22 protein-coding genes are annotated in these 24,373 nt (G+C 73.2%); 7 read left to right on the plus strand and 15 right to left on the minus strand.

Features of this window, described 5'->3' with window-relative positions; genetic code table 11:
* Positions 1-8: 8 nt before the first annotated feature.
* From CKO43_RS12630 to CKO43_RS12650, 5 genes are all read right to left on the minus strand, one after another.
* Positions 9-659, minus strand: coding sequence for a PilW family protein (locus CKO43_RS12630; protein WP_200378846.1), 651 nt, complete (start codon positions 657-659; stop codon positions 9-11).
* Positions 656-1,078 (minus strand): type IV pilus modification PilV family protein, encoded by a 423-nt coding sequence (locus CKO43_RS12635; RefSeq protein ID WP_200230018.1) that lies wholly within the window; start codon positions 1,076-1,078, stop codon positions 656-658. The genes CKO43_RS12630 and CKO43_RS12635 overlap by 4 nt, the downstream gene beginning before the upstream one ends.
* Positions 1,053-1,523 (minus strand): prepilin-type N-terminal cleavage/methylation domain-containing protein, encoded by a 471-nt coding sequence (locus CKO43_RS12640; protein WP_200378847.1) that lies wholly within the window; start codon positions 1,521-1,523, stop codon positions 1,053-1,055. The genes CKO43_RS12635 and CKO43_RS12640 overlap by 26 nt, the downstream gene beginning before the upstream one ends.
* Positions 1,520-1,963: a type IV pilin protein gene (locus tag CKO43_RS12645; RefSeq protein ID WP_200378859.1), complete on the minus strand. Its 444-nt coding sequence runs from the start codon at positions 1,961-1,963 to the stop codon at positions 1,520-1,522. Before CKO43_RS12645 ends, CKO43_RS12640 begins: the two co-directional genes overlap by 4 nt.
* A 321-nt stretch (positions 1,964-2,284) precedes the next feature.
* Positions 2,285-3,397, minus strand: a complete 1,113-nt coding sequence (locus tag CKO43_RS12650; protein WP_200378848.1) for an NAD(P)/FAD-dependent oxidoreductase — start codon at positions 3,395-3,397, stop codon at positions 2,285-2,287.
* A gap of 113 nt (positions 3,398-3,510) precedes the next feature.
* On the opposite strand from CKO43_RS12650, the gene CKO43_RS12655 reads away from it, so the two are divergent.
* Positions 3,511-3,921, plus strand: coding sequence for a PRC-barrel domain-containing protein (locus CKO43_RS12655; protein WP_200230023.1), 411 nt, complete (start codon positions 3,511-3,513; stop codon positions 3,919-3,921).
* Positions 3,922-3,968: 47 nt separating this feature from the next.
* Here the strand turns inward: CKO43_RS12655 and CKO43_RS12660 are convergent, their stop codons facing one another.
* From CKO43_RS12660 to CKO43_RS12670, 3 genes are all read right to left on the minus strand, one after another.
* Positions 3,969-4,736 (minus strand): GGDEF domain-containing protein, encoded by a 768-nt coding sequence (locus CKO43_RS12660; protein ID WP_200378849.1) that lies wholly within the window; start codon positions 4,734-4,736, stop codon positions 3,969-3,971.
* 166 nt (positions 4,737-4,902) lie between these two features.
* Complete coding sequence (locus tag CKO43_RS12665) at positions 4,903-5,592, minus strand: helix-turn-helix domain-containing protein (protein WP_200378850.1); 690 nt, start codon at positions 5,590-5,592, stop codon at positions 4,903-4,905.
* A gap of 110 nt (positions 5,593-5,702) precedes the next feature.
* On the minus strand, positions 5,703-6,419 hold the full coding sequence (locus tag CKO43_RS12670; RefSeq protein ID WP_200230028.1) for a Crp/Fnr family transcriptional regulator: 717 nt from the start codon (positions 6,417-6,419) through the stop codon (positions 5,703-5,705).
* 213 nt (positions 6,420-6,632) lie between these two features.
* Between CKO43_RS12670 and CKO43_RS12675 the strand changes: the two genes are divergently transcribed.
* Genes CKO43_RS12675 through CKO43_RS12685 form a run of 3 tightly spaced genes read left to right on the plus strand, consistent with a single transcriptional unit; the run spans position 6,633 to position 15,612 of the window.
* Positions 6,633-7,154 (plus strand): sterol desaturase family protein, encoded by a 522-nt coding sequence (locus CKO43_RS12675; protein ID WP_200230029.1) that lies wholly within the window; start codon positions 6,633-6,635, stop codon positions 7,152-7,154.
* A complete protein-coding gene (locus tag CKO43_RS12680) occupies positions 7,151-7,381 on the plus strand; it encodes a hypothetical protein (RefSeq protein ID WP_200230031.1) in 231 nt (76 codons plus the stop codon). The genes CKO43_RS12675 and CKO43_RS12680 overlap by 4 nt, the downstream gene beginning before the upstream one ends.
* Positions 7,381-15,612, plus strand: a complete 8,232-nt coding sequence (locus tag CKO43_RS12685; protein ID WP_200378851.1) for a GH36-type glycosyl hydrolase domain-containing protein — start codon at positions 7,381-7,383, stop codon at positions 15,610-15,612. Before CKO43_RS12680 ends, CKO43_RS12685 begins: the two co-directional genes overlap by 1 nt.
* Positions 15,613-15,628: 16 nt before the next feature.
* Here the strand turns inward: CKO43_RS12685 and CKO43_RS12690 are convergent, their stop codons facing one another.
* Together CKO43_RS12690 and CKO43_RS12695 are read right to left on the minus strand one after the other, a co-directional pair.
* Positions 15,629-16,495, minus strand: coding sequence for an OmpA family protein (locus CKO43_RS12690; RefSeq protein WP_200378852.1), 867 nt, complete (start codon positions 16,493-16,495; stop codon positions 15,629-15,631).
* A 20-nt stretch (positions 16,496-16,515) separates the two neighbouring features.
* Positions 16,516-16,899, minus strand: coding sequence for a DUF4398 domain-containing protein (locus tag CKO43_RS12695; protein ID WP_200230034.1), 384 nt, complete (start codon positions 16,897-16,899; stop codon positions 16,516-16,518).
* A 256-nt stretch (positions 16,900-17,155) separates the two neighbouring features.
* On the opposite strand from CKO43_RS12695, the gene CKO43_RS12700 reads away from it, so the two are divergent.
* Entirely contained in the window at positions 17,156-17,362 is a 207-nt protein-coding gene (locus CKO43_RS12700; RefSeq protein WP_200378853.1) for a hypothetical protein, read from the plus strand.
* Positions 17,363-17,365: 3 nt separating this feature from the next.
* Here the strand turns inward: CKO43_RS12700 and rocF are convergent, their stop codons facing one another.
* From rocF to CKO43_RS12715, 3 genes are read right to left on the minus strand one after another with little or no spacing between them, the layout of a single operon-like run.
* Positions 17,366-18,298, minus strand: a complete 933-nt coding sequence (gene rocF / locus CKO43_RS12705) for an arginase (protein ID WP_200378854.1) — start codon at positions 18,296-18,298, stop codon at positions 17,366-17,368.
* Positions 18,288-19,187, minus strand: coding sequence for an LOG family protein (locus CKO43_RS12710; RefSeq protein ID WP_200230037.1), 900 nt, complete (start codon positions 19,185-19,187; stop codon positions 18,288-18,290). Before CKO43_RS12710 ends, rocF begins: the two co-directional genes overlap by 11 nt.
* Positions 19,184-19,942 carry a molybdopterin-synthase adenylyltransferase MoeB gene (locus CKO43_RS12715; protein WP_200378855.1) on the minus strand — a complete coding sequence of 253 codons (759 nt, stop codon included), beginning with the start codon at positions 19,940-19,942 and terminating at the stop codon, positions 19,184-19,186. The genes CKO43_RS12710 and CKO43_RS12715 overlap by 4 nt, the downstream gene beginning before the upstream one ends.
* A gap of 111 nt (positions 19,943-20,053) precedes the next feature.
* Here CKO43_RS12715 and CKO43_RS12720 point away from each other — a divergent pair, with 111 nt between their 5' ends.
* Entirely contained in the window at positions 20,054-20,638 is a 585-nt protein-coding gene (locus CKO43_RS12720; protein WP_200378856.1) for a PEP-CTERM sorting domain-containing protein, read from the plus strand.
* A gap of 44 nt (positions 20,639-20,682) precedes the next feature.
* On the opposite strand, the gene CKO43_RS12725 is transcribed toward CKO43_RS12720, so the two are convergent.
* The gene (locus tag CKO43_RS12725) at positions 20,683-22,122 is read right to left on the minus strand and encodes a S41 family peptidase (protein ID WP_200230044.1); all 1,440 of its coding nucleotides are present in this window, start codon (positions 22,120-22,122) and stop codon (positions 20,683-20,685) included.
* Positions 22,123-22,380: 258 nt separating this feature from the next.
* The gene (locus CKO43_RS12730; protein ID WP_200378857.1) at positions 22,381-23,460 is read right to left on the minus strand and encodes an ABC transporter ATP-binding protein; all 1,080 of its coding nucleotides are present in this window, start codon (positions 23,458-23,460) and stop codon (positions 22,381-22,383) included.
* An 80-nt stretch (positions 23,461-23,540) separates the two neighbouring features.
* On the opposite strand from CKO43_RS12730, the gene CKO43_RS12735 reads away from it, so the two are divergent.
* A partial coding sequence (locus tag CKO43_RS12735) for an ABC transporter permease (RefSeq protein WP_200378858.1) occupies positions 23,541-24,373 on the plus strand: 833 nt, incomplete at its 3' end.

Below are 24,373 nucleotides of genomic sequence, written 5' to 3' on the forward strand. Positions count from 1 at the left end.
GGGCCTCATCAGCTGTGGATGTTGGGCAGGCAGATCCCGGGCAGCGTGCCGCGCACGCCGGCGACGTGCACGCTGGCGGCGCTGCGCCTGAGCGGGCCGCCGTAAGGCCAGCAGTCCGAACTCGCGACCTCGAAGGCGAGCAGCGGGAACGCTCCGGCCGGAGCCAGCACGACGGTCTCGTCCCAGCTGCTGTCGATCGCCGCCGCGGCGTTGGCACAGGCCTTGGGCCCGAGCAGGCGCAGGCCCAGCGTCTGGCTGCTGACCAGGGCCGAACATTTGAGCGTGCCGTCCAGCAGGCTGGACCAGGCGAGCGCGTTGCCGCTGCGCGTGCCCGCAGCCAGCGTCTGCACGCTGCCCGAGAGCCTGCCCGAGGAACTCAGCGTGGCGTCGGCCAGCAGCACCAGGTCCTCGTTCATCGTGCCGCCGGGCGGGCTCTTGTCGGCGCCCAGGCCCCAGCCGGCCGCCGGTAGAACCCGGCCGAGCTGCACGGCCAGTGCCGATGCCGAGCCGGTGCTGCGCGCCGAGGTGGTGGCGCTGCGCGACCCGACGACCATCGTCCGGTAGGCCTGCAACGCCGTCACCAGGCAGATCATCGCCAGCGCCAGCGCGACCATCAGCGAGACCAGCGACACGCCGCGCCGGCGCCGGGCCGGCGTCATGGCGACGCCCCCAGCGACAGGCTGCCGCCGACCCGCGGCGAGTCGACGGTGACGTCGATGATGCGCGCGTCGGTGTCTGTGATCGCCACCGAACGTGCGCTGTCGCCCGGCAGCGTGATCGTGACGTTGCCGTAGCTGCGGCAGCTGACGCTGGTGTCGGCGACGGCCGCCGACTGCACCGTCAGCGTGAGCTCGCTGCCGCACAGGTCCAGGCCCTGCGTGACGACCTGGCCGCGGATCTGGTCGATCGCTTCGGCCCGGCCGTTGTTGACCTGCTGGGCGCGCGTGCCGTTGGCCAGCGTCAGCAGCGAGCCGATGACCGCGAGGCTCAGCACCAGCATGCCGACCAGCGACTCCAGCAGCGCGAAGCCGCGCTGTGCGCGGTGGCGGCGTTCAGTGGAAGCTCTGGTTTTCGACATGGGCGGACCCGGTCGTGATCGAGTACCTGAGGTCGGTGCTGCAGTCGGTGGCCGGCACCGCGATGCCGGCGCTGTCCAGCGCGATGCAGCTGCTGCCGTCGGCCAGCTCGACGCCGGCTCCGGCATCGTGCGCGAAGCTCCAGATCGGGTGGGCCGAGCAGTCGTCGCCGAGCACCACCGAGAAGCTGCCGGCGGCGAGGCACAGGCTGGCCGCGCCCTCGCCGCGCGCACGCGCCAGGTGGTTCTGCAGTGCCGCCGACTTGGTGCTGTCGTAGGCTTGCTGAAACAGGGCCTGCACGCGTGTCAGCCGGGCGTTGTCGGTCCAGGACGACCCCAGCTGGGCCACCATCAGCGCCAGCATCGCCATCAGCGCCAGCGCGATCATCATCTCCACCAGCGTGAGCCCGCGCTGGCGGCGCCGCGCCGGGGCGGCGGCCGCCTTCACCACGTCGTTGCGCCGCCGGGGCAGCCCGACTTGCTGCGGCTGCCGTCGCTGCTCAGCAGGATCTCGCAGCCCGAGACGGCCGACGAGGTGCCGCTGGCCTTGACCTGGTAGCTCGGCGGGAAGCTGGTGTTGTCGACGGCGACGAGTTCGTAGTCGAAGTCGTCGGCCGCCACCGGTTTCCAGCCCGCCAGCGTGGACTTCAGATTCGCGGTGCCGGCGACGGCGGCCGGATAAGTCGTCTGGTTGAGCAGGTGGCCGTCGAGGTTCAGGCCGAGCGACACGAGATCGGCCTGCGCCGACGTGACGCGCTGCTTGGCGATGTACTGGCGGTAGCTCGGGAAGGCGATCGCGGCCAGGATCGCCAGCACGGCCAGCGCCACCATCAGCTCGATCAGGGTGAAGCCGCGGGGGCGGCGTGGCTGAAATACGGCAGCGTGCATCTGGTTGTTCTGGCTGCTGAGGTGCAGCGGGATAGAGCGGCCCGGTCTTCGTTCGGGTGTCCGGGCTCGTGCGAGCGTGACGGCTTGCCTGCGGGTCCGCTCCAGCCATGGCCGGACAGCGCCTGCGTCGCGGCAAGGGGCCGGGAAGCTCGGTAGCGAACGCCTATCTTAAATCAGGGCGTTAGACAAGGTTACATTCATTAACAGCCTAGGGGGCCATGACCGTGGTTTCAGTCACGGTCCGCATGCCGGCGCCGCAAACGCATGGACGATCCGCATCGGACGGTCATGGCCGCGCTTACGGGCGCGGTCCGTACGGCCTCAGGCCCGCAGCCGCGCCGGCGACATCGCCGCCGGCAGCACGCCTTCACGCGCCAGCGCCTCGGGCAGCGGCGCGCCGAGGATCAGCGACTCGGCCAGCAGCGCCGCGCCGGCGGCGCTCTGGATGCCGTAGCCGCCCTGGCCGGCGAGCCAGAAGAAACCGTCGGCGGCCGGATCGAAGCCGATCACCAGCTCGCCGTCGGGCGCGAAGGTGCGCAGCCCCGCCCAGGTGTGGCGCGGGCGGCGGATCACGAGCGTCGTGCGTTCCTGGATGCGGTCTATGCCGATGGCGATGTCCAGTTCCTCGGCGACGACGTCGTGCGGCTCGACCGGGTCGGCGTTGGCGGGCGAGCCCAGCAGCTGGCCGGCGTCGGGCTTGAAGTACCAGCCGTCGTCGACGGCGCAGACCGTGGGCCAGCCGCGGTGCAGGGCACCCGGCGGCGGATCGAAGGTGAAGGCGCTGCGGCGCCGCGGCTGCAGGCCCAGCGGCGCCAGGCCGGCGCAAGCCGCGACGAGGTCGGCCCAGGCGCCGGCGGCGTCGACCAGCGTCGTCGCGGTGGCCGTGCGGCCGTCGGTCAGCAGCAGCCGCCAGGCGCCGGCGTCGCGGCGCGCGGCGGCGAGTTCGGCGCCGGTCCACAGCGCCGCGCCGTGGGCGCGGGCGACCGCCAGCCAGCCCTGCAGCGCCGCGTGCACGTCGATGTCCATCGCGTCGGGTTCGGCGACGGCGCCGATCAGGCCCTCGGGCCGCAGCACCGGCACGCGCGCCAGCGCCTGCGCCGCATCCAGGCGCTCGACGCCGGGGCCGGCGGCGAGCGCGTCGAGTTCGGCCTGCTGGCCGGCCCAGGCGACGTAGAGCACGCCGCGCGGCGACAGGATGGGCAGGATAGACGGCGCGGCGTAGCTGGCGCGGCTGGCGCGTGTCAGCGCGCGCGCCTGCGGCGGGCCGTAGCTCTCCATGAACATCGCCGCGCTGCGGCCGCTGGACTGGGTGCCGGGCTGGGGTTCACGCTCGAGCACCAGCACCGAGCCGTGGCGGCCCAGGCGCGCGGCGAGCGAGACGCCGGCGATGCCGGCGCCGACGATGGCGAAGTCGAAGGCGGTGTCGTGGCTCATGGCGGGTGGTGGGCAGCCTGGCGCCGATTGTGCGTCGCCGCCAGCGTGGGCTGGCAGACAGACCGTGGCCGCCCGCGGCGCCCAGCATCGGGGCTCAACCCCGAAAGCACAGCATGCAAACGAACTTCCAGAAACGCGACCGCTACGGCATGTACACCCGAGGCCACGGCGGCCCCGGCCCGGCGCTGATGGGCGCCGACACCCTGATGGGCAACGACGTCTTCAACCGCGACGGCGAAAGCCTGGGCGACATCAAGGAGCTGATGATCGACATGGCCAGCGGCCGTGTCGCCTACGCCGTGCTGTCCTTCGGCGGCGTGCTCGGCCTGGGCGACAAGCTGTTCGCCGTGCCCTGGGCGGCGCTGGCGCTGGACACCGTGAACCAGCGCTTCACGCTCGGCGTGCCCAAGGCGCTGCTGAAGGACGCACCGGGCTTCGACAAGGGCCACTGGCCGGAAATGGCCGACAAGGCCTGGGCGCGCAGCCTGCACGAGTTCTACGGCACCACCGAACCCATCGCCTGAACACGAGCCGGCGCCCGCCGCGGTTTGCGCCGCGGCGGGCGTTTTTGTCAGTGGGCCGCGGCCCAGGTGAGCGCCGCCGGCGCCACGGCGGCCGGGCTCCGGTTCGGCACGTCGGCCACCGGTTCGTAGAAGGCCATGCCGGAGGGCTGCTGCTTGGCGCGGAACATCGCGGCGTCGGCACGCTGCAGCAGCACCGAGGCGCTGTCGCCGTCGGTCGGGCACATCGCGATGCCCACGCTGGGCCGCACGCTGAGCTCGAGCCGGCCGATCCGGAACGGCGCCGCCACCGCGGCGATCAGCTTGCCGGCCAGGCGCGCCACCGCGCGCCGTTCGATCGGCCCCGAGACCAGGCAGCCGAACTCGTCGCCGCCGAGGCGGCAGACGACGTCGCCGACACGCACCGCGCGTTGCAGGCGCAGCGCGACGACACGCAGCAGCGCGTCGCCGACGGCGTGGCCGTGGCGGTCGTTGATGGCCTTGAACTGGTCCAGGTCCAGGAACAGCACGGCCAGCGAGCGCGACGGGCGCGACCGGCTTTCCAGCTGGTCGCTGAGCTGGCTGTCGAAGCGGCTGCGGTTGGGCAGCGCGGTCAGGCTGTCGTGCTCGGCGCGGCGGCGTTCACGGCGTTCGTTGTCCTGCGACTGGGCCAGTGCCTGGCCCTGCGACTGCGCTTCCGGCCCCAGGCGCTGCAGATCCTGGGCGCATTCGCGCACGATCTCGCGCAGGGCGCTGCAAGCCAGCGCGTTGTCGTCGGCGCGCGTGCGCAGCCGCCAGGCGATGGCGGCGAGCAGGGTTTGGAGGTCGCCTGCGTCCATCACCGGCCTCCGGCTGACGCCGGGACGTATTGCTGCAGGCTGGTGGACAGGCTCATGTTGCACTCCTTGGCTGCCAGGGAACGGCAGCGTCGACGGCCCGACTGTCGCCGCTGCCGGCGCCGGGGTCGGTGCGTTGCCGAACGCAGCCCGCAAGCCGGGCTGCGTTTCACTCCAGATTCAGCCTGTAGGCCAGCCGGTCGCTGCGGTAGCAGCCGCAGGCCGCGGCTTCGAGCCCGCCGCGGTCGAGCACGCTCAGCTCGCCGCGGTGGTAGCGGATCAGCCCGCGCCGCTGCAGCTCGCCGGCGGCCAGCGTGATGCCGACGCGGCGCACGCCCAGCATGTAGGCGAGGAACTCGTGGGTGACGTGGAGGCGGTCGCCGTCGGCGCGGTCCTGGCTCATCAGCAGCCAGCGCGCCAGGCGCTGGCCTATCGGGTGGTAGTGCAGGCAGCCGGCGGCCGAGACCATCTGCGCCATCAGCACGTAGACGTAGCGCAGCAGTGGCGCGCGCAGGCCCTCGCTGGCGGCGAGTTCACGCAGGAAGGCCGTCGCCTCGACGCGCCAGGAACTGCCCGCGCCCTGCACCAGCGCGCGCACCGGCGACGCCGCCAGACCCAGCAGCAGCGGCGTGCCCAGCATGCCTTCGCGCCCGACCATGCCGACCTCCAGGCCGACGTGCGGGTCGACCGGCGCCACCAGCGAGATGAAGCCTCCGGTCGGGAAGTAGACGTGGCCGGTGGTGGCACCGGCCTCGCACAGCACCTCGCCCAGCGCCAGCTGCACCGGCTCGCACAGCGCCAGCAGGCGGCCGCGTTCGTGCGGCGGCAGGCGTTCGATCAGGTGGTTGGCGGCGGGCACGGCGCCCTTTCGGTGCGAAGCGGGAACCGCGCCGCGGCACGGCCGGGGGCCCGGTGCCGAGTGTGTCGGCGCCGTGGCCGGGCCGTCGGTGCTGCAGCGCACGCAGGCCTTCAGGTGGCAGGACGTTCGGGCAGCAGCCGGTCGTACTCGCGTTTGACGACGGCGTAGCACTCGCAGGTGCTGGCTTCGAGCCCGGCGCGGTCGAGCACGGTGATGTGGCCGCGGGCGTAGCGGATCAGGCCGCGGCGCTGCAGCCGCAGCGCCGCCTCGGTGACGCCTTCGCGGCGCACGCCCAGCATGTTGGCGATCAGCTCCTGCGTCATCACGAGCTCGTTGCCGCGCAGCCGGTCCAGGCTCAGCAGCAGCCAGCGGCACAGCTGCTGGTCCAGCGAGTGGTGGCGGTTGCAGACCGCCGTCTGCGCCATCTGCGTGATCAGCGCCTGGGTGTAGCGCAGCAGCAGGTGCATCACCGGGCCGGGGCGCGCGAACTCGCTCTTCACCGCCGCGGAGCTGAGCCGCCAGCCTTCGCCGGCGCTCTGCACCACGGCCCGGCTGGGCGTGGTCTCGCCGCCCATGAACAGCGAGATGCCGACCACACCCTCGTTGCCGACGACGGCGATCTCGGCCGAGGCGCCGTCTTCCATCACGTAGAGCAGCGAGACGATGGCGGTGGTCGGGAAGTAGACGTGGGCCAGCTGCCGCCCCGACTCGTAGACCACCTGGCCCAGCGGCAGCGCCACCCATTCCAGCAGCGGCTGCCAGCGCTGCCATTCGGCGGCGGGAAGGGCGGCGAGGAGGTGGTTTTCCTGCGCGTGGGTGTTGGGCATGGTGGCGGTGTGCGGCCGGTGGCGCGGACTGGCGCCCGGCGGTTTCACTTTAGGTCGCGGGTGGCACCCAGTATGTTCGCCAGCGCACAGACCCCCAAGTCCCCTGGCACCAGATTCAATTACCGGGCCGGTCGCCTGCCTCTTCGTGGCGGACGCCGAGCCGCCTGCGGGAGCTGCATGGGTCTGTTTTCACTGCGACAGGATCGGGCGTGGATGCGCGCCGATTTCGCCTTCTACGGCCTGCTGGTGCTGGGCCTGGCTGCTGTCGTGCCGGCGCTGACGCCACCCGGCGGCGGCGCCCAGGCGCTGCTCTGGACGGCGGCCGGAGCCGGCGCCTGGACGCTGGCCGAATACGGCCTGCACCGCTTCGTGCTGCACGGCCTGCCGCCGTTCCGGCGCTGGCACGCGCTGCACCACGAACGCCCGTGCGCGCTCATCGGCACGCCGACCGTGCTGACCGCGGCGCTGTTCCTGGTCGCCGTGTTCCTGCCGGTGGCCTGGCTGGCGCCCACCTGGCGCGGCCTGGCGCTGAGCTGGGGCGTGATGCTGGGCTACCTGGTCTACATCGGCGTGCACCACGCGGTGCACCACGCGCCGGCGGCGACGCCGTGGCTGCGGCGCCAGCGCCACTGGCACGCGCTGCACCACCGCGCCGGCAAGCCGGCCTGCTACGGCGTCAGCGTGCGGCTGTGGGACCACGTCTTCGGCAGCACCGGCGGCGGGAGCGGGCGATGAACACGCCCCCGCACTGGACCACCTCGGCCTTCGGCGACAGCGCCGAGACGCGGCCGGACGAACTGGAGGCGCTGCGCCAGCACTTCGCCGAGTGCAGCGCGCGCGACGCGCGCATCGTCGCGCTGCACTGCGGCTGGCTGCGGCTGCAGGCGCTGGTGGGTTCGCACCTGGTGACGACGCTGGCGCTGGCCGTCGCGGTGGTGGGCATCGGCTTCGTGCTGCTTTGATGGCCGCGCGCCCGGCGGCCGAGCCCGTGGTCCCGCCGGCGCTGCAGGCGCTGCTGCAGGATCGGCTGGCGCCGCTGCTGCCGCCGGTGCGCTCCGAGATCTTCGGCCCGCAGCGTTTCGCCCAGCACGGCCGCAGCCTCGGGCTGACCCACGAGGCCCGGGCGCCGGCCTGGGCCGGGGCGAGCTTCTTCCCGCGGCTGCGCAGCAACATCGGCATGCTGCGCCGGGCGCACGCGGTGATCGCGGCGCAGGCGGCCGCGGGCGAGGAGCCGAGCCCGGCGGCGCTCTGGCTGCTGGACAACTTCTACCTGATCGACGCCCAGCTCGAGGCGATCCACGACGGCCTGCCGCGCAGCTACTTCCGCCGCCTGCCGCTGCTGCAGGCCGAGCCGCTGGCCGGGCTGCCGCGCATCTACGGCGTCGCCTGGGCCTATGTCGCGCACACCGACAGTGCCTTCGACGAAGGCCTGCTCGTCACCTTCCTGGTCGCCTACCAGGAGACGCGCGAGCTGGTGCTGGCCGAGATGTGGGCGCTGCCGACGGTGCTGCGTGTGGTGCTGGTCGAGAACCTGCGCCGGCTGGCCGAGCGCCTGGCCACGCACCAGGCCGCACGCGAGCTCGCCAACCGCTGCGCCGAACACATCGGCGACGGCGCCGATGCCGTCGCGGCGCTGGAGCCGCTGCACCGCCAGATGGTCGAGCGCGGCGCCGGCGACGTCTTCCTGGCGCAGCTCGGCGAACGCCTGCGCGAATACCCGCTGGGCCTGGGCGAACGGGTGCCCGACGCGGTGCGCGACTGGCTGCAGCAGCGCCTGCCCAACCTGGCGGCGCTGCAGCTGCAGCTGGGTGTCGAGCAGGCGGCCGACAACCTGAGCGTCGGCAACGCCGTCAACACCTTGCGCACCATCGGCGACGCCGACTGGCCCGAGATCGTCGCGCGCTGCAGCCCGCTGATGCAGCGCCTGATGGGCAACCCGCTGTTCGCCGCCGAGCACCACCGCAGCCGCGACGCGACGCTGCACGCGGTCGAGAAGCTGGCCCGGCGCTGCCATTGCAGCGAGATGCAGGTCGCCGGCGTGCTGCTGGAGCTGGTGCGCGGCGGCGAGGGCGCCAGCGCCGCAGCCGGCCACTGGCTGGACGGGCCGGGGCGGCCGGCGCTGGCGCGCGCGCTCGGCCTGGCCGAGCCGGTGGCCGCGGCCTGGCGCCGGCTGCGCCCCGGGGTGCTGTTGCCGGTCTACCTGGCCGCCGTCGCGCTGGGCACGGCGCTGCTGGTCGCGGCGGTGCTGCCGCCGGGTGCGCAGCCGCCGTGGCTGTTGCTGCTGCTCGCCTGGCCGGCGTCGGAGGCGGCGATCGCGCTGCTGCACCGGCTGCTCAGCGAGTCGACGCTGCCGCGCCATCTGCCGCGCCTGGCGCTGGCTGGCGGCATTCCGGTCGAACACCGCGTGCTGGTGGTCGTGCCGGCGCTGCTCGGCGACCGCGGCACGATAGACGCGCTGGTGCACCGGCTGCTGCTGCACCAGCTGGCGAACCCGGAGCCGAACGCCCAGTTCGCGCTGCTCAGCGACTGGGCCGACGCCGAGGCCGCCGGTGCCGCCGGCGACGCCGAGCTGCTGGCGCACGCGGTGGCCGCGGTCGGCGCGCTCAACCGCACGCAGGGCGCCGCGGCATCGCGTTTCCTGCTGCTGCACCGGGCGCGCCGCTTCAGCCGCAGCGAAAAACGCTGGATCGGCTGGGAACGCAAACGCGGCAAGCTCGAGCAGCTGGTGGCGGTGCTGGTCGAAGGCGCCGGCGGCCCCGAGGACCTGCCGCATGCCTTCGTCGACCTGGGCCCGCTGTCGGTGCCGGCGCCGGACACGCGCTACGTCGTCACGCTCGATGGCGACACCCAGCTGCCGCCGGGCCGGCTGCGCGAGCTGGTCGGTGTCGCCGCGCACCCGGCCAACCGGCCGCGGCTGGCGCCTGGCGCGCGGCGTGTCGGCGCCGGCTACGGCATCCTGCAGCCGCGCCTGGTGACGCCGCTGCCGCAGCCGCGCGAGGACACCTTCTTCCACCGCCTGTTCGCCGGCCAGTCGGGTGTCGACCCCTACAGCGCCGCCAGCTCCGAGGTCTACCAGGACTTGTTCGGCGAAGGCAGCTTCAGCGGCAAGGGCCTGCTCGACGTGCAGGCGGTGTACGCGGTGCTCGCCGGCCGCCTGCCCGAGGGCGAGGTGCTGAGCCACGACCTGCTCGAAGGCGCGCTGGCGCGCTGCGCCGTCGTCACCGACATCACGCTGGTCGAGGACGCACCCTTCCACGCCGAGGTCGCGGCTTCGCGCGTGCAGCGCTGGACACGCGGCGACTGGCAGCTGCTGCCCATCCTGCTGCGCTCGCTGCTGCAGCCGGGGCGTTTGCCGCTGGGGGCCGTCAACCGCTGGAAGCTGGCCGACAACCTGCGGCGTTCGCTGGTGGCGCCGGTGTCGCTGGCGCTGCTGCTGCTGGCGCTGGCCGGCCTGGGGCTGGCGCCGCTGACGACGCTGGCGCTGGTGGCCACGGCCTTCGGCGCCGGGCCGCTGATGGGCGCGCTGGCCGCCACCGTGCCCGGACGCGAACACGTCGCCCGGCGCCACTTCTACGCCCAGGCCGGGCGCGACCTGGCGCGGGCACTCGGCGGCGTGCTCTGGCACCTGGCGATGCTGCTGCAGCACGCGCTGCTGGCGCTGGACGCGATCGGGCTGGCGCTGTGGCGCGTGTTTTTCAGCCGCCGGCTGCTGCTGCAATGGACCACCGCCGCCGCGGCCCAGGCCGCGGCGCGCGACGAGCTGTCGGCCGCGCTGCGCCGCCACTGGGACGTGCCGGCGCTGGCGGCGCTGGCCGGTGCCGGGCTGTGGTTGCTGGCGACGCCGTACCCGGTGTGCGCCGCGCTGCTGTGCACGCTGTGGGCCGGCGCGCCGCTGTGGAGCTGGGCCGTCAGCCGCACCGGCTTCACGCGCCAGCCGCAGGCCTGCCCGCCCGAGGACATGGCCTATCTGCGCGGCGTCGCGCGCGACACCTGGCGCTTCTTCGAGCGCTGCGTCGGCCCGGCCGACCACCACCTGCCGCCCGACAACCTGCAGACCCAGCCGCAGGAGATGCTGGCGCGGCGCACCTCGCCGACCAACATCGGCCTGTACCTGCTGGCCACCGCCTGCGCCCAGCGTTTCGGCTGGATAGACCGCGACGAGATGCTGCAGCGCCTGGAGGCGACCCTCGACACGCTGGACACGCTGGCGCGGCACCGCGGCCACTTCCTGAACTGGTACGACACCGCCACCGGCAACCCGCTGCTGCCGATGTACGTGTCCACCGCCGACAGCGGCAACCTCAGCGCCCACCTGTTGGCGGTGGCCCAGGCCTGCCTGGAGCTGGCGCGCGGCAGCGCACCCGTGCCGCTGGCCGAGGACCAGGCGCGGCTGCAGGCCCTGGCCGCGCGCTGCCAGGGCCTGGCCTGGGCGCCCGACTTCGCTTTCCTCTACCACCCGCAGCGCCACCTGCTGCACATCGGCTGGCGCGTCGCCGAGCTGCAGGCCGACAGCGGCCTGTACGACCTGCTGGCCTCGGAGTCGCGCGTCGCCAGCCTGCTGGCGATCGCCAAGGGCGACGTGCCGGTGCGCCACTGGGCGGCGCTGGCGCGGCCGTTCTACGCCGTCGGCGTCACCGCCGGGCTGCGGTCTTGGTCGGGCTCGATGTTCGAGTACCTGATGCCGACGCTGGTGCTGGCCGAGCCGCACGGCAGCGTGCTGTACGAGGCCGGGCTGGCGGCCCTGCAGGAGCAGCGCGACTACGCCGCGGCGCTGGGCGTGCCCTGGGGCATCTCGGAGTCGGCCTACGCCGGCTGCGACCACACGCTGGCCTACCAGTACGCGCCGCAGGGCGTGCCGCGGCTGGCGCTGCGGCGCACGCCGCCCGACGAGCTGGTGGTCGCGCCCTATGCCACCGCGCTGGCGGCGCAGCTGCAGCCGCACCGCGCCAGCCGCAACTACGCCGCGCTGCAGGGCCTGGGCGCACGCGGCGGCATGGGTTTCATCGAGGCGCTGGACTTCACGCCGGCGCGCCAGACCGGCGGCGAGGCGCTGACGCTGGTGCACACGGTGATGGCGCACCACCAGGGCATGAGCATCGTCGCGCTCGCCAACGTGCTGCTGGACGGCGCGCCGCAGCGCTGGGGCATGGCCGACCCGCACGTCGAGGCGGTGAGCTCGCTGCTGCACGAACGTGCGCCGCGCGAGGTCTCGCGCCTGGCGGCGCTGCCGGCGCTGCTGCAGCAGCCGCTGCCGCACCGGCCGGCGCCGACGCTGCTGCGCGAGGTGCGCCCGGGCGTGCACGCGGTCGAGCCCACGCACCTGCTGTCCAACGGCCGCTACAGCGTCGCGCTGCGCGCCAACGGCGCCGGCCGCAGCCGCTGCGGCGGCCGCGACATCCACCGCAGCCGCGACGACGCGCTGCGCGACGCCCACGGCCACTTCCTCTACCTGCGCCGCGGCGACGAGCGCGCGCTGGTGTCGCTGACCCAGCACCCGGCGCCCGACCCCGCGGCCACCTACCGCAGCGTCTTCCACGCCGACCGCGTCAGCTTCGAGGCGCGCTGGCGCGACGTGCACGCGCAGCTGACGGTCTGGGTCAGCCCCGAGGACGACGTCGAGTTCCGCCGCGTCGAGCTGAGCCACGACGGCGACGAGGCGCTGGAGATCGAACTCGTCTCGGCCTTCGAGGTGACGCTGGCCGAACCCGCGGCCGACGAGGCGCACCCGGCCTTCGGCAACCTGTTCGTCAGTGCACGCCGCCACGGCGCGCAGCGTGCGCTGCTGTTCGAGCGCCGGCCGCGGCTGGCCAACGAGCCCGCGCTGCACATGGCGCATTTCCTGGCCGAGAGTGCGCCCGAGGTGCTGCAGCTGCGCCACCAGGTCGACCGCCGGCGCTGGCTGGGCCGCAACCGCCCCGCCTGGCTGCCGCGCGGCGCGCTCGAGGACGGCGGCGTGGCCGATGCCGACGGTTTCGAGACCCTGGACACCGGGCTGGACCCGGTCTGCGTTCTCGGCCTGCGCCTGCGCCTGGCGCCGGGTGCCAAGGTCCGGCTGACCTTCGCCACCGCCGCCGCCGAGGACGCGCAGACGCTGCAGGCCATGGTCGACAAATACCTCGAGCCCAGCCACGTCGAACGCGCCTCGCGCCTGTCGGCGACGCTGGCCGGCGTGCGCCTGCGCGCGCTGCGCCTGGGCGCCGACAGCTTCACCCGGCTGCAGTCGCTGACCACCGCGCTGATGCTGACGCTGACGCGGGCGCAGCCGGCCGACGCCGGCCCCAGCGACCGCCGGCTGCTGTGGCGCTTCGGCCTGTCGGGCGAACGCCCGCTGGTGCTGGTGGCGGCGGCGACGCTGCCCGGTCTCGGCCTGGTGCGCTCGCTCAGCCAGGCGCTGGGGCAGTGGTCCTGGGGCGGCGTGGCCTGCGACCTGGTGGTGATCAACGCCGAGCCGGCCGCCTACGACATGCCGCTGCAGCGCGAGCTGACGGCGCTGCGCGAACGCCACGACGCCGACGCCGCGGCGCGGCCGCAGCAGGCGGCCAGCGGCTGGCATCTGCTGCTCGCCAGCGACCTGTCGGCGGCCGAGCTGGCGACGCTGCGCACGATCGCCCGCATCAGCCTGCGCGCCGACGGGCGCACGCTGGCGGCGCAGCTGGACGACTGGGCCGACGGGCTGGAGCTGGAACTCGGGCGCCGCCCGGACGACGAGCACGAGCCGCTGGCTGCGGCCCCGCACGCCGCCGCGGCGGTGCCGGCGCCCGCCGGCCGCTTCTACACCGACGGCGCCTTCGGCTTCGATGTCGCGAGCACGCTGCGCCCGCCGCGGCCCTGGTGCAACGTGCTCGCGAACGAGAACTTCGGCAGCGTGCTCAGCGAAACCGGCGGCGGCTGCAGCTGGGCCGTCAACAGCCGCATGAACCAGCTCACGCCCTGGTCCAACGACGCCGTCGCCGACGCCAGCGGCGAATGGCTGCTGCTGCAGGACGAGCGCACGCGCCAGGTCTGGAGCGCGGCGCCGTCGGCCGCGGCCGAACCCGGGCTGCACTACCGCGTCGTGCACGAACCCGGCCGCACGCGCATCAGTCACCGCCGCGGCGATCTCGAGGTCCAGGCCAGTTGGTGCGTCGACGCCGATGCCGCGGTCCGGCAGCTGCAGCTGCGCATCCACAACCACGGCGCCGAGCGCCAGCTGCTGCGCCTGGTCGGCGTCTGCGAGTGGCAGCTCGGCGCCCGGCTCGGCGACCGCGCCGGCGTGCACACCGAACACTGCCGGCTGCCGGCGGCCGGCGGTGCCAGCAGCGTGCTGCTGGCGACGCAGCAGGAGCATGGCGGCGGTTTCGGCGCCGGCACCGCCTTCCTCGCCTGGGCGGGCGGCGACGCCGGCGCGGACTGGACCTGCCACCGGCGCGAACTCTTCGACCGCCGCGGCCGCCCGGTGCTGCCGAACCGGTTCGGCAGCCGCCAGGGCAGCGGGCTGGACCCCTGCGCCGCGCTCGCGCTCGGCGTCGAGCTGGCGCCCGGCGCCAGCGTCGAACACACGCTGCTGCTGGGCTGGGCCGCCGAGCCCGCCCAGGCACTGGAGCTGGCGGCGCGCGCCGTGGCCGTCGCGGCGCCGGCGCGGCTGGCGCTCGCGCTCGGACGCTGGCAGGCCCTGCTGGGCGCGGTGACCGTGGCCACGCCCGACCCGCTGTTCGACGTCATGGTCAACCGCTGGCTGCCCTACCAGACGCTGGCCTGCCGGCTGTGGGCCAAGGCCGGCTTCTACCAGGCCGGTGGCGCCACGGGTTTTCGCGACCAGCTGCAGGACGCCGTGGCGCTGGCCTGGGCCGCGCCGCAGCTGCTGCGCCAGCAGATCCTGCGCTGCGCCGCGCGCCAGTTCGCCGAAGGCGACGTGCAGCACTGGTGGCACGCGCCCGGCGGCGCCGGCGTGCGCACGCACTTCAGCGACGACCTGCTGTGGCTGCCCTACGCCGTCTCGCAGCATCTGGCGCGCGGCGGCGACGCGGCGCTGCTGGACGAGCAGGTGCCCTTCATCGAGGGCCTGCAGATCCCCGCCGGTGCCGAGGACGTTTACGGCACGCCCAGCGTCAGCGCCGCTGGCGCCGGCGTCTACGAACACGCGGCGCGGGCCATAGACCGCAGCCTGCGTGTCGGCGTGCACGGGCTGCCGTTGATGGGCAGCGGCGACTGGAACGACGGCATGAACCGCGTCGGCCACGAAGGCCGCGGCGAGTCGGTCTGGCTCGCCTGGTTCCTGTGCCGTGTCGTCGCCGACTTCGGCCCGCTGGCGCGCACCCGCGGCGAGGGCGAACGCGCGCAGCGCTGGGACGACGCCGCCGAAGGCTGGCGTGCGGCCTTGCGCGGCCCGGCCTGGGACGGCCAGTGGTACCGGCGCGCCTTCTTCGACGACGGCTCGGTGCTGGGCTCCAGCGCCAACGCCGAGGCCCGCATCGACCTCGTCGCCCAGTCCTGGGCGGTGCTGAGCGGCGTCGCCGCGCCGGGCCGCCGGCGCCTGGCGCTGGCGGCGGTGCAGGCGCAGCTGGTCGACACCGACGCCGGCCTGATCCGGCTGCTGCACCCGCCGCTGGCGCTTGCCGTGCCCAGCGCCGGCTACATCCAGGCCTATCCGCCGGGCGTGCGCGAGAACGGTGGCCAGTATTCGCACGCCGGCGTCTGGGCGCTGATGGCGCTGCTGCAGCAGGCGCACGGTGCGGCCGAGCCGCAGGCGACGATGGACCAGGCCTGGCGCTGGTGGCAGTACCTGAGCCCGGCGCACCGCGCCGCGGTGCCGGCGCAGGCCGCGCTCTACGAGGCCGAGCCCTATGTGATGGCCGGCGACGTCTATTCCGCCGCGCCCTGGACCGGCCGCGCCGGCTGGAGCTGGTACACCGGCTCGGCGGCCTGGATGCAGCGCGCCGCGGTCGAGTCGATCTTCGGGCTGGTGATGGGCGCCGGGCGGCTGCGGCTGCAGCCGGCGCTGCCCGGCCACTGGCCGCGTGCCGAGCTGACGCTGCGTCGCGGCAGCCTGGTGCTGCGTTTCCTGCTGCGGCGCGCCGAGCCGGATGCAGCAGACGTGGAAACCGGCGCCTGGGGCGCCGGTTCGGTGGGCGAGCTGTCGGTGGGAGAGGAGCTCGACTGGTCAGGTCTCGACGGCGAACACGTGTTTGTCGTGCCGCTGCCGCCCCGGCCCTAGAGCCGGGGCCGGGTTTTCAGCGCGCGGCTGCCTGCGCGTCGTCGGGCAGCACGATCTCGACGCGGCGGTTCATCTGGCGCCCGCGCGAGTTGCCGTTGTCCGACACCGGGCGTGCTTCGCCGAAACCTTCGGCGGACAGCTGGTTGCGCGACACCCCCATGTCGAGCAGCGCCGCGAGCACGGCGTCGGCGCGGCGGCGCGACAGCGCCATGTTGCCGTTCTCGCTGCCGGTGCTGTCGGTGTAGCCCTCGATCTGCGCCTTGCGCTGCGGGTGCTCCTTCAGGAAGTTGCCCAGCGGCTGCAGGTTGCGCACGCCGCCGGCGTTGAGCTGGGCGCGGCCGGTGTCGAAGAGCACGTCGCCGACGGTGACGACGAGGCCGCGTTCGGTCTTCTTCGCCTTCAGGTCGCGCAGCTGTTCTTCCAGCGCGGCGTTGCGGCGTTCGGCGTCGCCGGTCTGGCGCTGCGCGCTGGCGGCGTCGCGCTGGGCGACGGCCGCCGTCTGCGCTGCGGCGTCGGCTTCGACGGTGCGGGCGGCGAGCCGCTGCTTGTCGCGCGTGGCGGCGGCGTTGGCCACCGCTTCTTCGGACGCCTTGCGGCGTGCGGTCTCGCGCGCCAGCGCGACACGCTGCTTGGCGAGGTAGCTCAGCTGGTCGACCTGGGCGACGTCGTCGCGGCGCGCCTGCGCCGCTTCGGCCAGGGCGAGCGCGTCACCGGCCTGTTTGGTCTCGACCGGCGCCAGGCGCTGGGCCTGCGGGTCACCCTGCAGGCTGCGGTAGTCGCTGCGGGCCTGGTCGAGGCCGGCGTTGACCGGGGGCGTGGTGCTGCAGGCGGCCAGGGCGGCGGCGGCGAGCACGGCGATGCCGAGCTGTTTGAAGGTGTTCATCAGGTGTCCTGTACGGGGAGTCATTTGGGTTGGCGCGCCATCTCTTCGCGCAGCGCGCCGTCGGCGGCGCGCATCGCGCCATCGGCGCGGCGGGCCTTTTCCGACTCGGCACGGGCTTCGGCGAGCTGGGCGTCGAGCTGGGCTTGCTGCGCCAGCGCGCGGGCGCGCTCGGGCTCCTGATCGGCCATCGCCTTGTTGGCGCGGGTCATCTTCTCGCGTGCGGCCGCCATCTCGACGGGCGCGAATTCGGGGGCGCCGGCGGCGACCGCGTGGCTGAGTGCGGCGTTGGCCAGCCCCAGTTCGGCCGGAGGCGGTGTCGTCGCGCAGGCGCCGAGCGCCAGCGCGGCGACGACGAGTGCCGGCAGCAGCAGCCGGCGCGTGGGGTGGTTTGTTCGAGTGTTCATGCTTTCCCTTCCAATGGGACCGGGCCCGTTCGCTGTGCGGCGTGATGCCGGCACCGGCGAAGGGCCGCTACGGACAGCATGGCCCTGGCGCCGCCCGCTGTCGGTGCGCAGGCGAACACAGGCCCCCGCAGCCGGTGGCTGCGTGCTGCAGCGCACCGATGGCGCGCCGGTTTGCGGGCCGAATGGGGGCTGTGCGCCATGTCCTGGCGCTGCCGTCGGGTCAGGAAAGGAAAGGCAGGGCGAACCTGCAGCCGCCATGTCGAGGAACACCGCGCTGCGGCTCTTGCTGGCCGCGATCTGCGCCGTCGCCGTGCTGCTCGGTTTCGGGCAGCTGGTGCAGCTCAGCGTCGAGCAGGGCGACCGGCGCCGCGCCGCGACGCGCGAGCGCCAGGCTGCGGCCTGGCGCTGCGCGCTGCCGGCCGCGAGCCTGGAGCGCAGCGACTGCCGCGCCGCGCTGCCCTGAGCCTCAGCGCGGCGCGCGCATCAGCGTGCTCTTGCCGAACAGGCTCTCGATCAGGTCGACCGCCAGCGCCGCGGTCTTGTTGCGCAGGTCCAGCGCCGGGTTCAGCTCCATCACGTCGAGGCTGGCCAGGCGGCCGGTGTCGGCGATCATCTCCATGCACAGCTGGGCTTCGCGGTAGGTCGGCCCGCCGGGGATCGTGGTGCCAACACCCGGGGCGATCTCGGGGTCGAGGAAGTCGACGTCGAAGCTGACGTGCAGATGGGTGTTGGCGTCCAGCGTCGCCAGCGCCAGCTCCATCGTGTGGCGCATGCCCATCTCGTCGATGAAGCGCATGTCGAAGACCTCGAGCCCCATCTCGTGCACGAAGCGCTTCTCGCCCGGGTCGACGCTGCGGATGCCGATCTGGCGCACCCACTTCGGGTTCAGCGCCGGCGCGTGGCCGCCGATCTCGACCAGCTCCTGGGGGCCGTGGCCGCAGAGGCAGGCCACCGGCATGCCGTGGATGTTGCCGCTGGGCGTCAGCAGACTGGTGTTGAAGTCGGCGTGGGCGTCGAGCCAGAGCACGCGCAGGCGTTTGCCGGCTTCGCGGCAGTGGCGCGCGACGGCGCTGATCGAGCCGATCGCCAGGCAGTGGTCGCCGCCCAGCAGGATGGGCATGCGGCCCTGCGCCAGTTCGGCGTGCACCGCGTCGTGCACGGCCTGGTTCCAGGCGACGACCTGGTCGAGGTGGCGATAGCCCTCGACCGGCGGCTGCCAGGGGTTGGACGGGCCGGTGAGGTTGCCGCGGTCCAGCACCTCGACGCCGTGCGATTCGAGCGTGGCCTGCAGGTCGGCGACCCGCATCGCCTCGGGGCCCATGCTGGCGCCGCGGGTGCCGGCGCCGACGTCGGTCGGCGCGCCGATCAGGCTCACCCGGTGGAGAGGTTCAGGCTGCATGCAGCGGCTCCTCGGTGGGGCGGGAATCGAAACCGTAGAACGAGGCCAGGTGCTCCCAGGCCTCCTCGGCAGTCTCGACGAAACGGAACAGGTTCAGGTCGCCGGGGCCGATCATCCCGGTCTCGACCAGGTGTTCGAAGTTGATCAGCTTCTCCCAGAAGGCGCGCCCGAACAGCAGGATGGGGCGCGGCCGGCTCTTGCCGGTCTGGATCAGCGTCATCGTCTCGAAGAGCTCGTCCAGCGTGCCGAAGCCGCCGGGGAAACACACCAGCGCGATGCTGCGCATCACGAAGTGCATCTTGCGCAGCGCGAAGTAGTGGAACTGGAAACACAGCTCCGGCGTGATGTACGGGTTGGGCGCCTGCTCGTGCGGCAGCACGATGTTCAGGCCGATGCTCTTGCCGCCGACCTCGTAGGCGCCGCGGTTGCCGGCTTCCATGATGCCGGGGCCGCCGCCGGTGACGACGTAGATCGGCGTCTCGAGCGAGGCCGAACGCTGGGTGACGATGGCGGCGAAACGCCGCGCCTGCTCGTAGTAGGCGCTCATCGCCAGCGCCGCCTCGGCGCGCGCCAGCGCGGTGGCGTCGCCGGTGCTGCGCGCGGCCTCCAGGCGTTCGCGTGCCTGCTGCTCGGGCAGCACGCGCGCGCTGCCGAAGATCACGATCGTCGACTCGATGCCCTGCTCGCGCTGCACCATCTCGGGCTTGAGCAGTTCGAGCTGCATGCGCACCGTGCGCAACTCCTCGCGCAGCAGGAACTGGGTGTCGGTGAACGCGAGCCGGTACGCGCTCTCGGGGCCGGCGTAGCGCTGGGCTTCCAGCGTGCGCGCGTCTTCCTCGGCGGTCGGGAAGTTGCGCGAGGTCAGGTTCGGGTGTCCAGGATCGTTCATGTGGGCGAGCTTAAACGGCAGACCGGACAGGCGTCGGTGCGCGCGACGCGGATCTCGTCGAAACGCATCGCCAGCGCGTCCAGCATCAGCAGCCGGCCGGCGAGCGGCTCGCCGATGCCGGCCAGCAGCTTCAGCGCCTCGGCGGCCTGGGTGCTGCCGACGATGCCGACCAGCGGCGCGAACACGCCCATCGTCGCGCAGGCGGCGTCTTCGTGGCCGGCGTCGGGTGCGAACAGGCAGGCGTAGCAGGGGGCGTCGGCGCGGCGCGCGTCGAAGACCGCGATCTGGGCGTCGAAGCCGATCGCCGCGCCCGAGACCAGCGGCCGGCGGTGCTGCACGCAGGCGGCGTTGACGGCGTGGCGGGTGCGGAAGTTGTCGCTGCAGTCGATGACGACGTCGGCCTGCGGCACCAGTTCGGCCAGCAGCGCGGCGTCGGCGCGGCGCACCAGCGGCTGCACCACGACCTCGGGGTTCAGCGCCGCGATCGCCGCGGCCAGCGACTCGGCCTTGGGCGTGCCGACGCGGTCCATGCGGTGCGCGATCTGGCGCTGCAGATTGGTGGTGTCGACGCGGTCGTCGTCGACGACGGTGATGCGGCCGACGCCGGCGCTGCCAAGGTACAGCCCGACCGGCGAGCCCAGGCCGCCGGCGCCGATGACGAGTGCGTGCGCGGCCAGCAGCCGCTGCTGGCCTTCGATGCCGATGGCGTCGAGCAGGATGTGGCGCGAGTAGCGCAGAAGCTGGTCGTCTCTCACGTCCGGCTACAGCTCTTTCCAGAAACAGCCCTTTCGGGCTCGGGACGCGGGGTGGGGCACGGGCGGCGGCTTGGGCAGGCTCGGAGGCCTCACCACCTGCAGGAGACTGCCGTGCCGACCTTGCAGCATTGTGTCGCGGCCGCTGTGCTGGCCGCCGGCCTGGGCAGCAGCGCCCGGGCCGCCGAGCTCGTCGACTTCGACGAGTTCAGCGAACGTTTCCAGGGCGCGGCCAGTTTCGTCTCGGGCCCGCTGACATTCAGCTCGGACTCGGGTTACCTGGGCGTCGAGATCGCCGCGCCGGCCAACGGCGCCGACAACGGCACGCCCTACCTCGTCGACGCGCGCGGCAGCTTCGGCTTCGCTCGCAGCGACGGCCAGGCGTTCGTGCTGGACAGCTTCGACATCGGCCAGAGCTGGTTCACGTCCGCGCCGACGGCGTCGGTCACGGTCAGCTACGACCGGGTGGGCGGCGGCACGACGAGCGAAACCTTGACGCTGACGCACGACTTCAGCAGCTTCGCGCGCGGGCTGGCGGTCACCGCGGTGCACTTCGACCTCACCGACGGCTCGCTCGGTGGTGGTTATGTCGCGCTGGACAACATCACGATCAGCGCGGTGCCCGAGCCGGCCACCTGGGCCAGCTTCGCGCTCGGCCTGGCGGCGCTGGGCGCGGCCAGGCGCCGGCGCCCGGGCTGAGGGGCGGCCGGCGCGGACGCCGTCGTCCGTGCCGGCACTTCGTTTCACTGCTTGTCTTCGGGCGCTTCGGCCTGGCGTTCGACGGCGGTCTTGCTGACGATCACCGGCTTGCCACGCAGCTGGTTGAAGGCCTGCACCAGCGGGAAGTCCTCGGCGCTGCCGAACTCGGGCAGCGGCTTGGGCACTTCCTTGCTCTTGGCGAACTGCTCCTCGAGCTTCTGGCGCGCTTCCTCGCGTGCCTTCTCGCGCGCCGCGTCCTTCTTCTCCTCGGCACCTTGCAGGTGCTTCTCGAGGTCGGCTTCGCGCATGCGCAGCGCGGCGAAGACGTTGCCTTCGGCGGTTTCGTCGAGCCAGACGTCGGGCACGATGCCCTTGGCCTGGATCGAGCGGCCCGAAGGCGTGTAGTAGCGCGCAGTCGTGATCTTCAGCGCCGTGTCGGCCGACAGCGGGCGCACGGTCTGCACCGAGCCCTTGCCGAAGGTCTGCGCGCCCATCACGGTCGCGCGCTTGTGATCCTGCAGCGCGCCGGCGACGATCTCGCTGGCCGAGGCCGAACCTTCGTTGACCAGCACCACCAGCGGCACCGTCTTCAGCGCCGCCGGCAGCTTCTTCAGCGGGTCGTTGCCGGCGCGGCGCAGGTAGTACTCGGGCGCGGCCTTGAAGGTGGCCTTGGAGTCGGCGATCTGGCCGTTGGTCGAGACCACGACCACGTCCTGCGGCAGGAAGGCCGCGGCGATCGCGACCGCGCCGTCGAGCAGGCCGCCCGGGTCGTTGCGCAGATCGAGCACGATGCCCTTGAGGTTCGGGTCCTGCTTGTAGAGCTCATCGAGCTTGCGCACGAAGTCGTCGACGGTACGGTCCTGGAACTGGCTCACGCGCAGCCAGGCGTAGCCGGGCTCGAACATCTTCGCGCGCACGCTCTGCACGCGGATCTCCTCGCGCGTGATCGTCACCGGGAAGCTGCGGTTCTCGCTCTTGCGCAGCACCGTCAGGCTGACCTTGGTGTTGGGCTCGCCGCGCATGCGCTTGACCGCCTGGTCGACCGACAGGCCCTTGACCGCGGTGTCGTCGATGCGCGTGATTAGGTCACCGGGCTTCAGGCCTGCGCGGAAGGCGGGCGAACCTTCGATCGGCGAGACCACCTTGACCAGGCCGTCTTCCATGCCCATCTCGATGCCGATGCCGACGAACTTGCCGCCGGTGCTCTCGCGGAATTCCTTGAAGCTCTTCTTGTCGAAATACTGCGAGTGCGGGTCCAGCCCGGCGACCATGCCGCCGATGGCGTCGGAGATCAGCTTCTTCTCGTCGACCGGCTCGACGTAGTCGCTCTTGATCATGCCGAAGACCGCGGCGAGCTGCTGCAGCTCTTCCAGCGGCAGCGGCGCCAGCGTGCTGCGCGCATTCGCCTGCAACTGCAGCGTCGTCATCGCGCCAGCCAGCGCGCCCACGGCCAGCAGCCCGGCCACTCTCAGTTTTGCACCCATAGACGTCCAACTCCGATGGCAGACCTGCTCTGCGCATCAGTATAGGGGGCCGGGTTGTGCCGCGGCCCGACAGGGAGATGGCGGACTTCCCGCATCGGGCGTGCGTCCTGCACGGATACGGGCGCAGCGGCGCGCGCGCGCCCGGCGATCGCGGTCAACCGCCAGCACCACCCCCGCCCCCGCCCGCCACCAAGCTACCCGCCACGGACCGGCTCCGCCGGTCCGTAGGCGGACGGCCCCCATGGGGGGTAGCGAGCGCTAGCGAGCTTGGGGGCCAAACACCACGACGTGGTCGACTTCGACCCGGATGCCTATCCATTCGCCGATCTGGTGGTCGTGGTGCGAAGGCACGTGCGCCAGCAGGCGTTCGCCGCTGGCCAGACGCAGCGTGTAGAGGAACTCGGCGCCGCGGAAGGCCTTGCGTTCGATGCAGGCCTTCACCGGGCTGGTGTCGTCGTGCACGATGTCATCGGCGCGCAGCAGCAGCTCGCATTCGCCTTCGGCGTAAGCGCCGGGCAGGGGGCATTCGGTGACGTTCTTCAGCGTGCCCAGCGGCGTGCGCACGCTGGGCACGCCGGCAACGGCCTCGATGCGCGCCGGCGCGAACACGCCGTGGCCGATGAAGCCGGCGACGAAACGGCTCGCCGGCCGGTGGTAGAGCGTGTAGGCATCGTCCCACTGCTCGAGCCGGCCCTGCTGCATCACGCCGATCAGGTCGCCGAGTGCGAAGGCCTCGAACTGGTCGTGCGTGACCAGCAGCGCCGTCGTGCCGCTGGCCTTCAGGATCGCGCGCAGCTCGTGCGCCAGCGACTCGCGCAGGTCGGCGTCCAGGCTGGAGAAGGGTTCGTCCAGCAGCAGCAGCCCCGGGCTGGGCGCCAGCGCCCGCGCCAGCGCGATGCGCTGCTGCTGGCCACCCGAGAGCTGGTGCGGCGCACGCTTGGCGGCGTGAGCGAGCCCGACCAGGTCCAGCATCGCCGCCACGCGTGCCTCGCGCTCGGCGCGCGGCAGCGGCTTGATGCCGAAGGCGATGTTGTCGGCCACGCTCAGGTGCGGGAACAGCGCGTAGTCCTGGAACACCATGCCGATGCGGCGCGCCTCGGGCGCGACGTGCACACCGGCCGATGCGTCCGACAGCGTGCGCCCGGCCATCGTGATGCGGCCGCCGGCGCAGCGTTCGAGCCCGGCGACCGCCCGCAGCAGCGAGGTCTTGCCGCAGCCCGAAGGCCCCAGCAGCACGCCGATCTGGCCCGGCGCGAGCGCGATCGAGACCTGGTCGACCGCGGCGCGGGTGGCGGCGCGCGGGTAGCGCACCGATACGGATTCCACGCTCAGAAACATCGGAAGATGATAATCGTTCGCATCTTTTAATTGATCCAGATCACCGGGAGGCGCGCCGCCCGGCCCGGGTTTCCATCGCGATGCGCCTGCTGCTGACCCTGCTCTGCGTGACCCTGGCGCTGCCGGTGCTGGGCGTGCTCGGCGCCTGGGCCGCACTCGACGAAGCGGCGCTGGCGCTGCTGCGCCACCAGGCGCAGACGGTGATGGCCGACTACACGCTGCAGTCGGCGCTGCTGGTGCTGGGCGTGGGCCTGGGCGTGACGCTGGTCGGCACCGGGGCCGCGGTCGTGGTAGCGCTGTTCGACTTTCCGGGCCGGCGCGCTTTCGAATGGGCGCTGCTGCTGCCGCTGGCGATGCCGGCCTACGTGCTGGCCTACGCCTGGACCGACGCGCTGCAGTACAGCGGCCCGGTCCAGGTGGGCCTGCGTGCGCTCACCGGCGCCCAGGGCGCGCTGTGGCCCGACGTGCGCAGCCTCTGGGGCGCGGTGCTGCTGTTCGTGCTCTGCCTCTACCCCTACGTCTACCTGCTGGCGCGGGCCGCGCTCGGCGAACGCGCGGCGCCGATGATGGAAGCGGCGCGCCTGCTCGGCGCCGGGCTGCGCCGGCGCATCTTCGAGGTGGCGCTGCCGCTGGCGCGGCCGGCGATCACCGCCGGCGTTGCGCTGGCGCTGATGGAGACGCTGGCCGACTACGGCGTCGGTAGTTACTTCGGCCTGTCCACCTTCAGCACCGGCATCTACAAAGCCTGGCTGGTGATGTACGACCGGGTCGCGGCGGCGCAGCTGGCCTCGCTGCTGCTGGCTGCGGTGGCGCTGCTGCTGTTCGTCGAGCGGCGCGCGCAGCGCCGCCTGCGCTTCGCCGCAGCGCGCCCGGGCGGCGCCGGCTCGGCCGAGACGCGGCCGCTGCGGCTGCG

Source organism: Rubrivivax gelatinosus, assembly GCF_016583785.1.
Lineage (GTDB): Bacteria > Pseudomonadota > Gammaproteobacteria > Burkholderiales > Burkholderiaceae_C > Rubrivivax > Rubrivivax gelatinosus_B.

Bases quoted from the DNA above. Each gene is read 5' to 3' on its own strand.
- CKO43_RS12710 (WP_200230037.1), bottom strand. From the start codon at position 19,187: ATGAACGATCCTGGACACCCGAACCTGACCTCGCGCAACTTCCCGACC.
- CKO43_RS12695 (WP_200230034.1), bottom strand. From the start codon at position 16,899: ATGAACACTCGAACAAACCACCCCACGCGCCGGCTGCTGCTGCCGGCA.
- CKO43_RS12650 (WP_200378848.1), bottom strand. From the start codon at position 3,397: ATGAGCCACGACACCGCCTTCGACTTCGCCATCGTCGGCGCCGGCATC.
- CKO43_RS12660 (WP_200378849.1), bottom strand. From the start codon at position 4,736: ATGGACGCAGGCGACCTCCAAACCCTGCTCGCCGCCATCGCCTGGCGG.
- CKO43_RS12675 (WP_200230029.1), top strand. From the start codon at position 6,633: ATGCGCGCCGATTTCGCCTTCTACGGCCTGCTGGTGCTGGGCCTGGCT.
- CKO43_RS12690 (WP_200378852.1), bottom strand. From the start codon at position 16,495: ATGAACACCTTCAAACAGCTCGGCATCGCCGTGCTCGCCGCCGCCGCC.
- CKO43_RS12730 (WP_200378857.1), bottom strand. From the start codon at position 23,460: ATGTTTCTGAGCGTGGAATCCGTATCGGTGCGCTACCCGCGCGCCGCC.
- CKO43_RS12680 (WP_200230031.1), top strand. From the start codon at position 7,151: ATGAACACGCCCCCGCACTGGACCACCTCGGCCTTCGGCGACAGCGCC.
- CKO43_RS12700 (WP_200378853.1), top strand. From the start codon at position 17,156: ATGTCGAGGAACACCGCGCTGCGGCTCTTGCTGGCCGCGATCTGCGCC.
- CKO43_RS12645 (WP_200378859.1), bottom strand. From the start codon at position 1,963: ATGCACGCTGCCGTATTTCAGCCACGCCGCCCCCGCGGCTTCACCCTG.
- CKO43_RS12630 (WP_200378846.1), bottom strand. From the start codon at position 659: ATGACGCCGGCCCGGCGCCGGCGCGGCGTGTCGCTGGTCTCGCTGATG.
- CKO43_RS12655 (WP_200230023.1), top strand. From the start codon at position 3,511: ATGCAAACGAACTTCCAGAAACGCGACCGCTACGGCATGTACACCCGA.
- CKO43_RS12685 (WP_200378851.1), top strand. From the start codon at position 7,381: ATGGCCGCGCGCCCGGCGGCCGAGCCCGTGGTCCCGCCGGCGCTGCAG.
- CKO43_RS12670 (WP_200230028.1), bottom strand. From the start codon at position 6,419: ATGCCCAACACCCACGCGCAGGAAAACCACCTCCTCGCCGCCCTTCCC.
- CKO43_RS12725 (WP_200230044.1), bottom strand. From the start codon at position 22,122: ATGGGTGCAAAACTGAGAGTGGCCGGGCTGCTGGCCGTGGGCGCGCTG.
- rocF (WP_200378854.1), bottom strand. From the start codon at position 18,298: ATGCAGCCTGAACCTCTCCACCGGGTGAGCCTGATCGGCGCGCCGACC.
- CKO43_RS12635 (WP_200230018.1), bottom strand. From the start codon at position 1,078: ATGTCGAAAACCAGAGCTTCCACTGAACGCCGCCACCGCGCACAGCGC.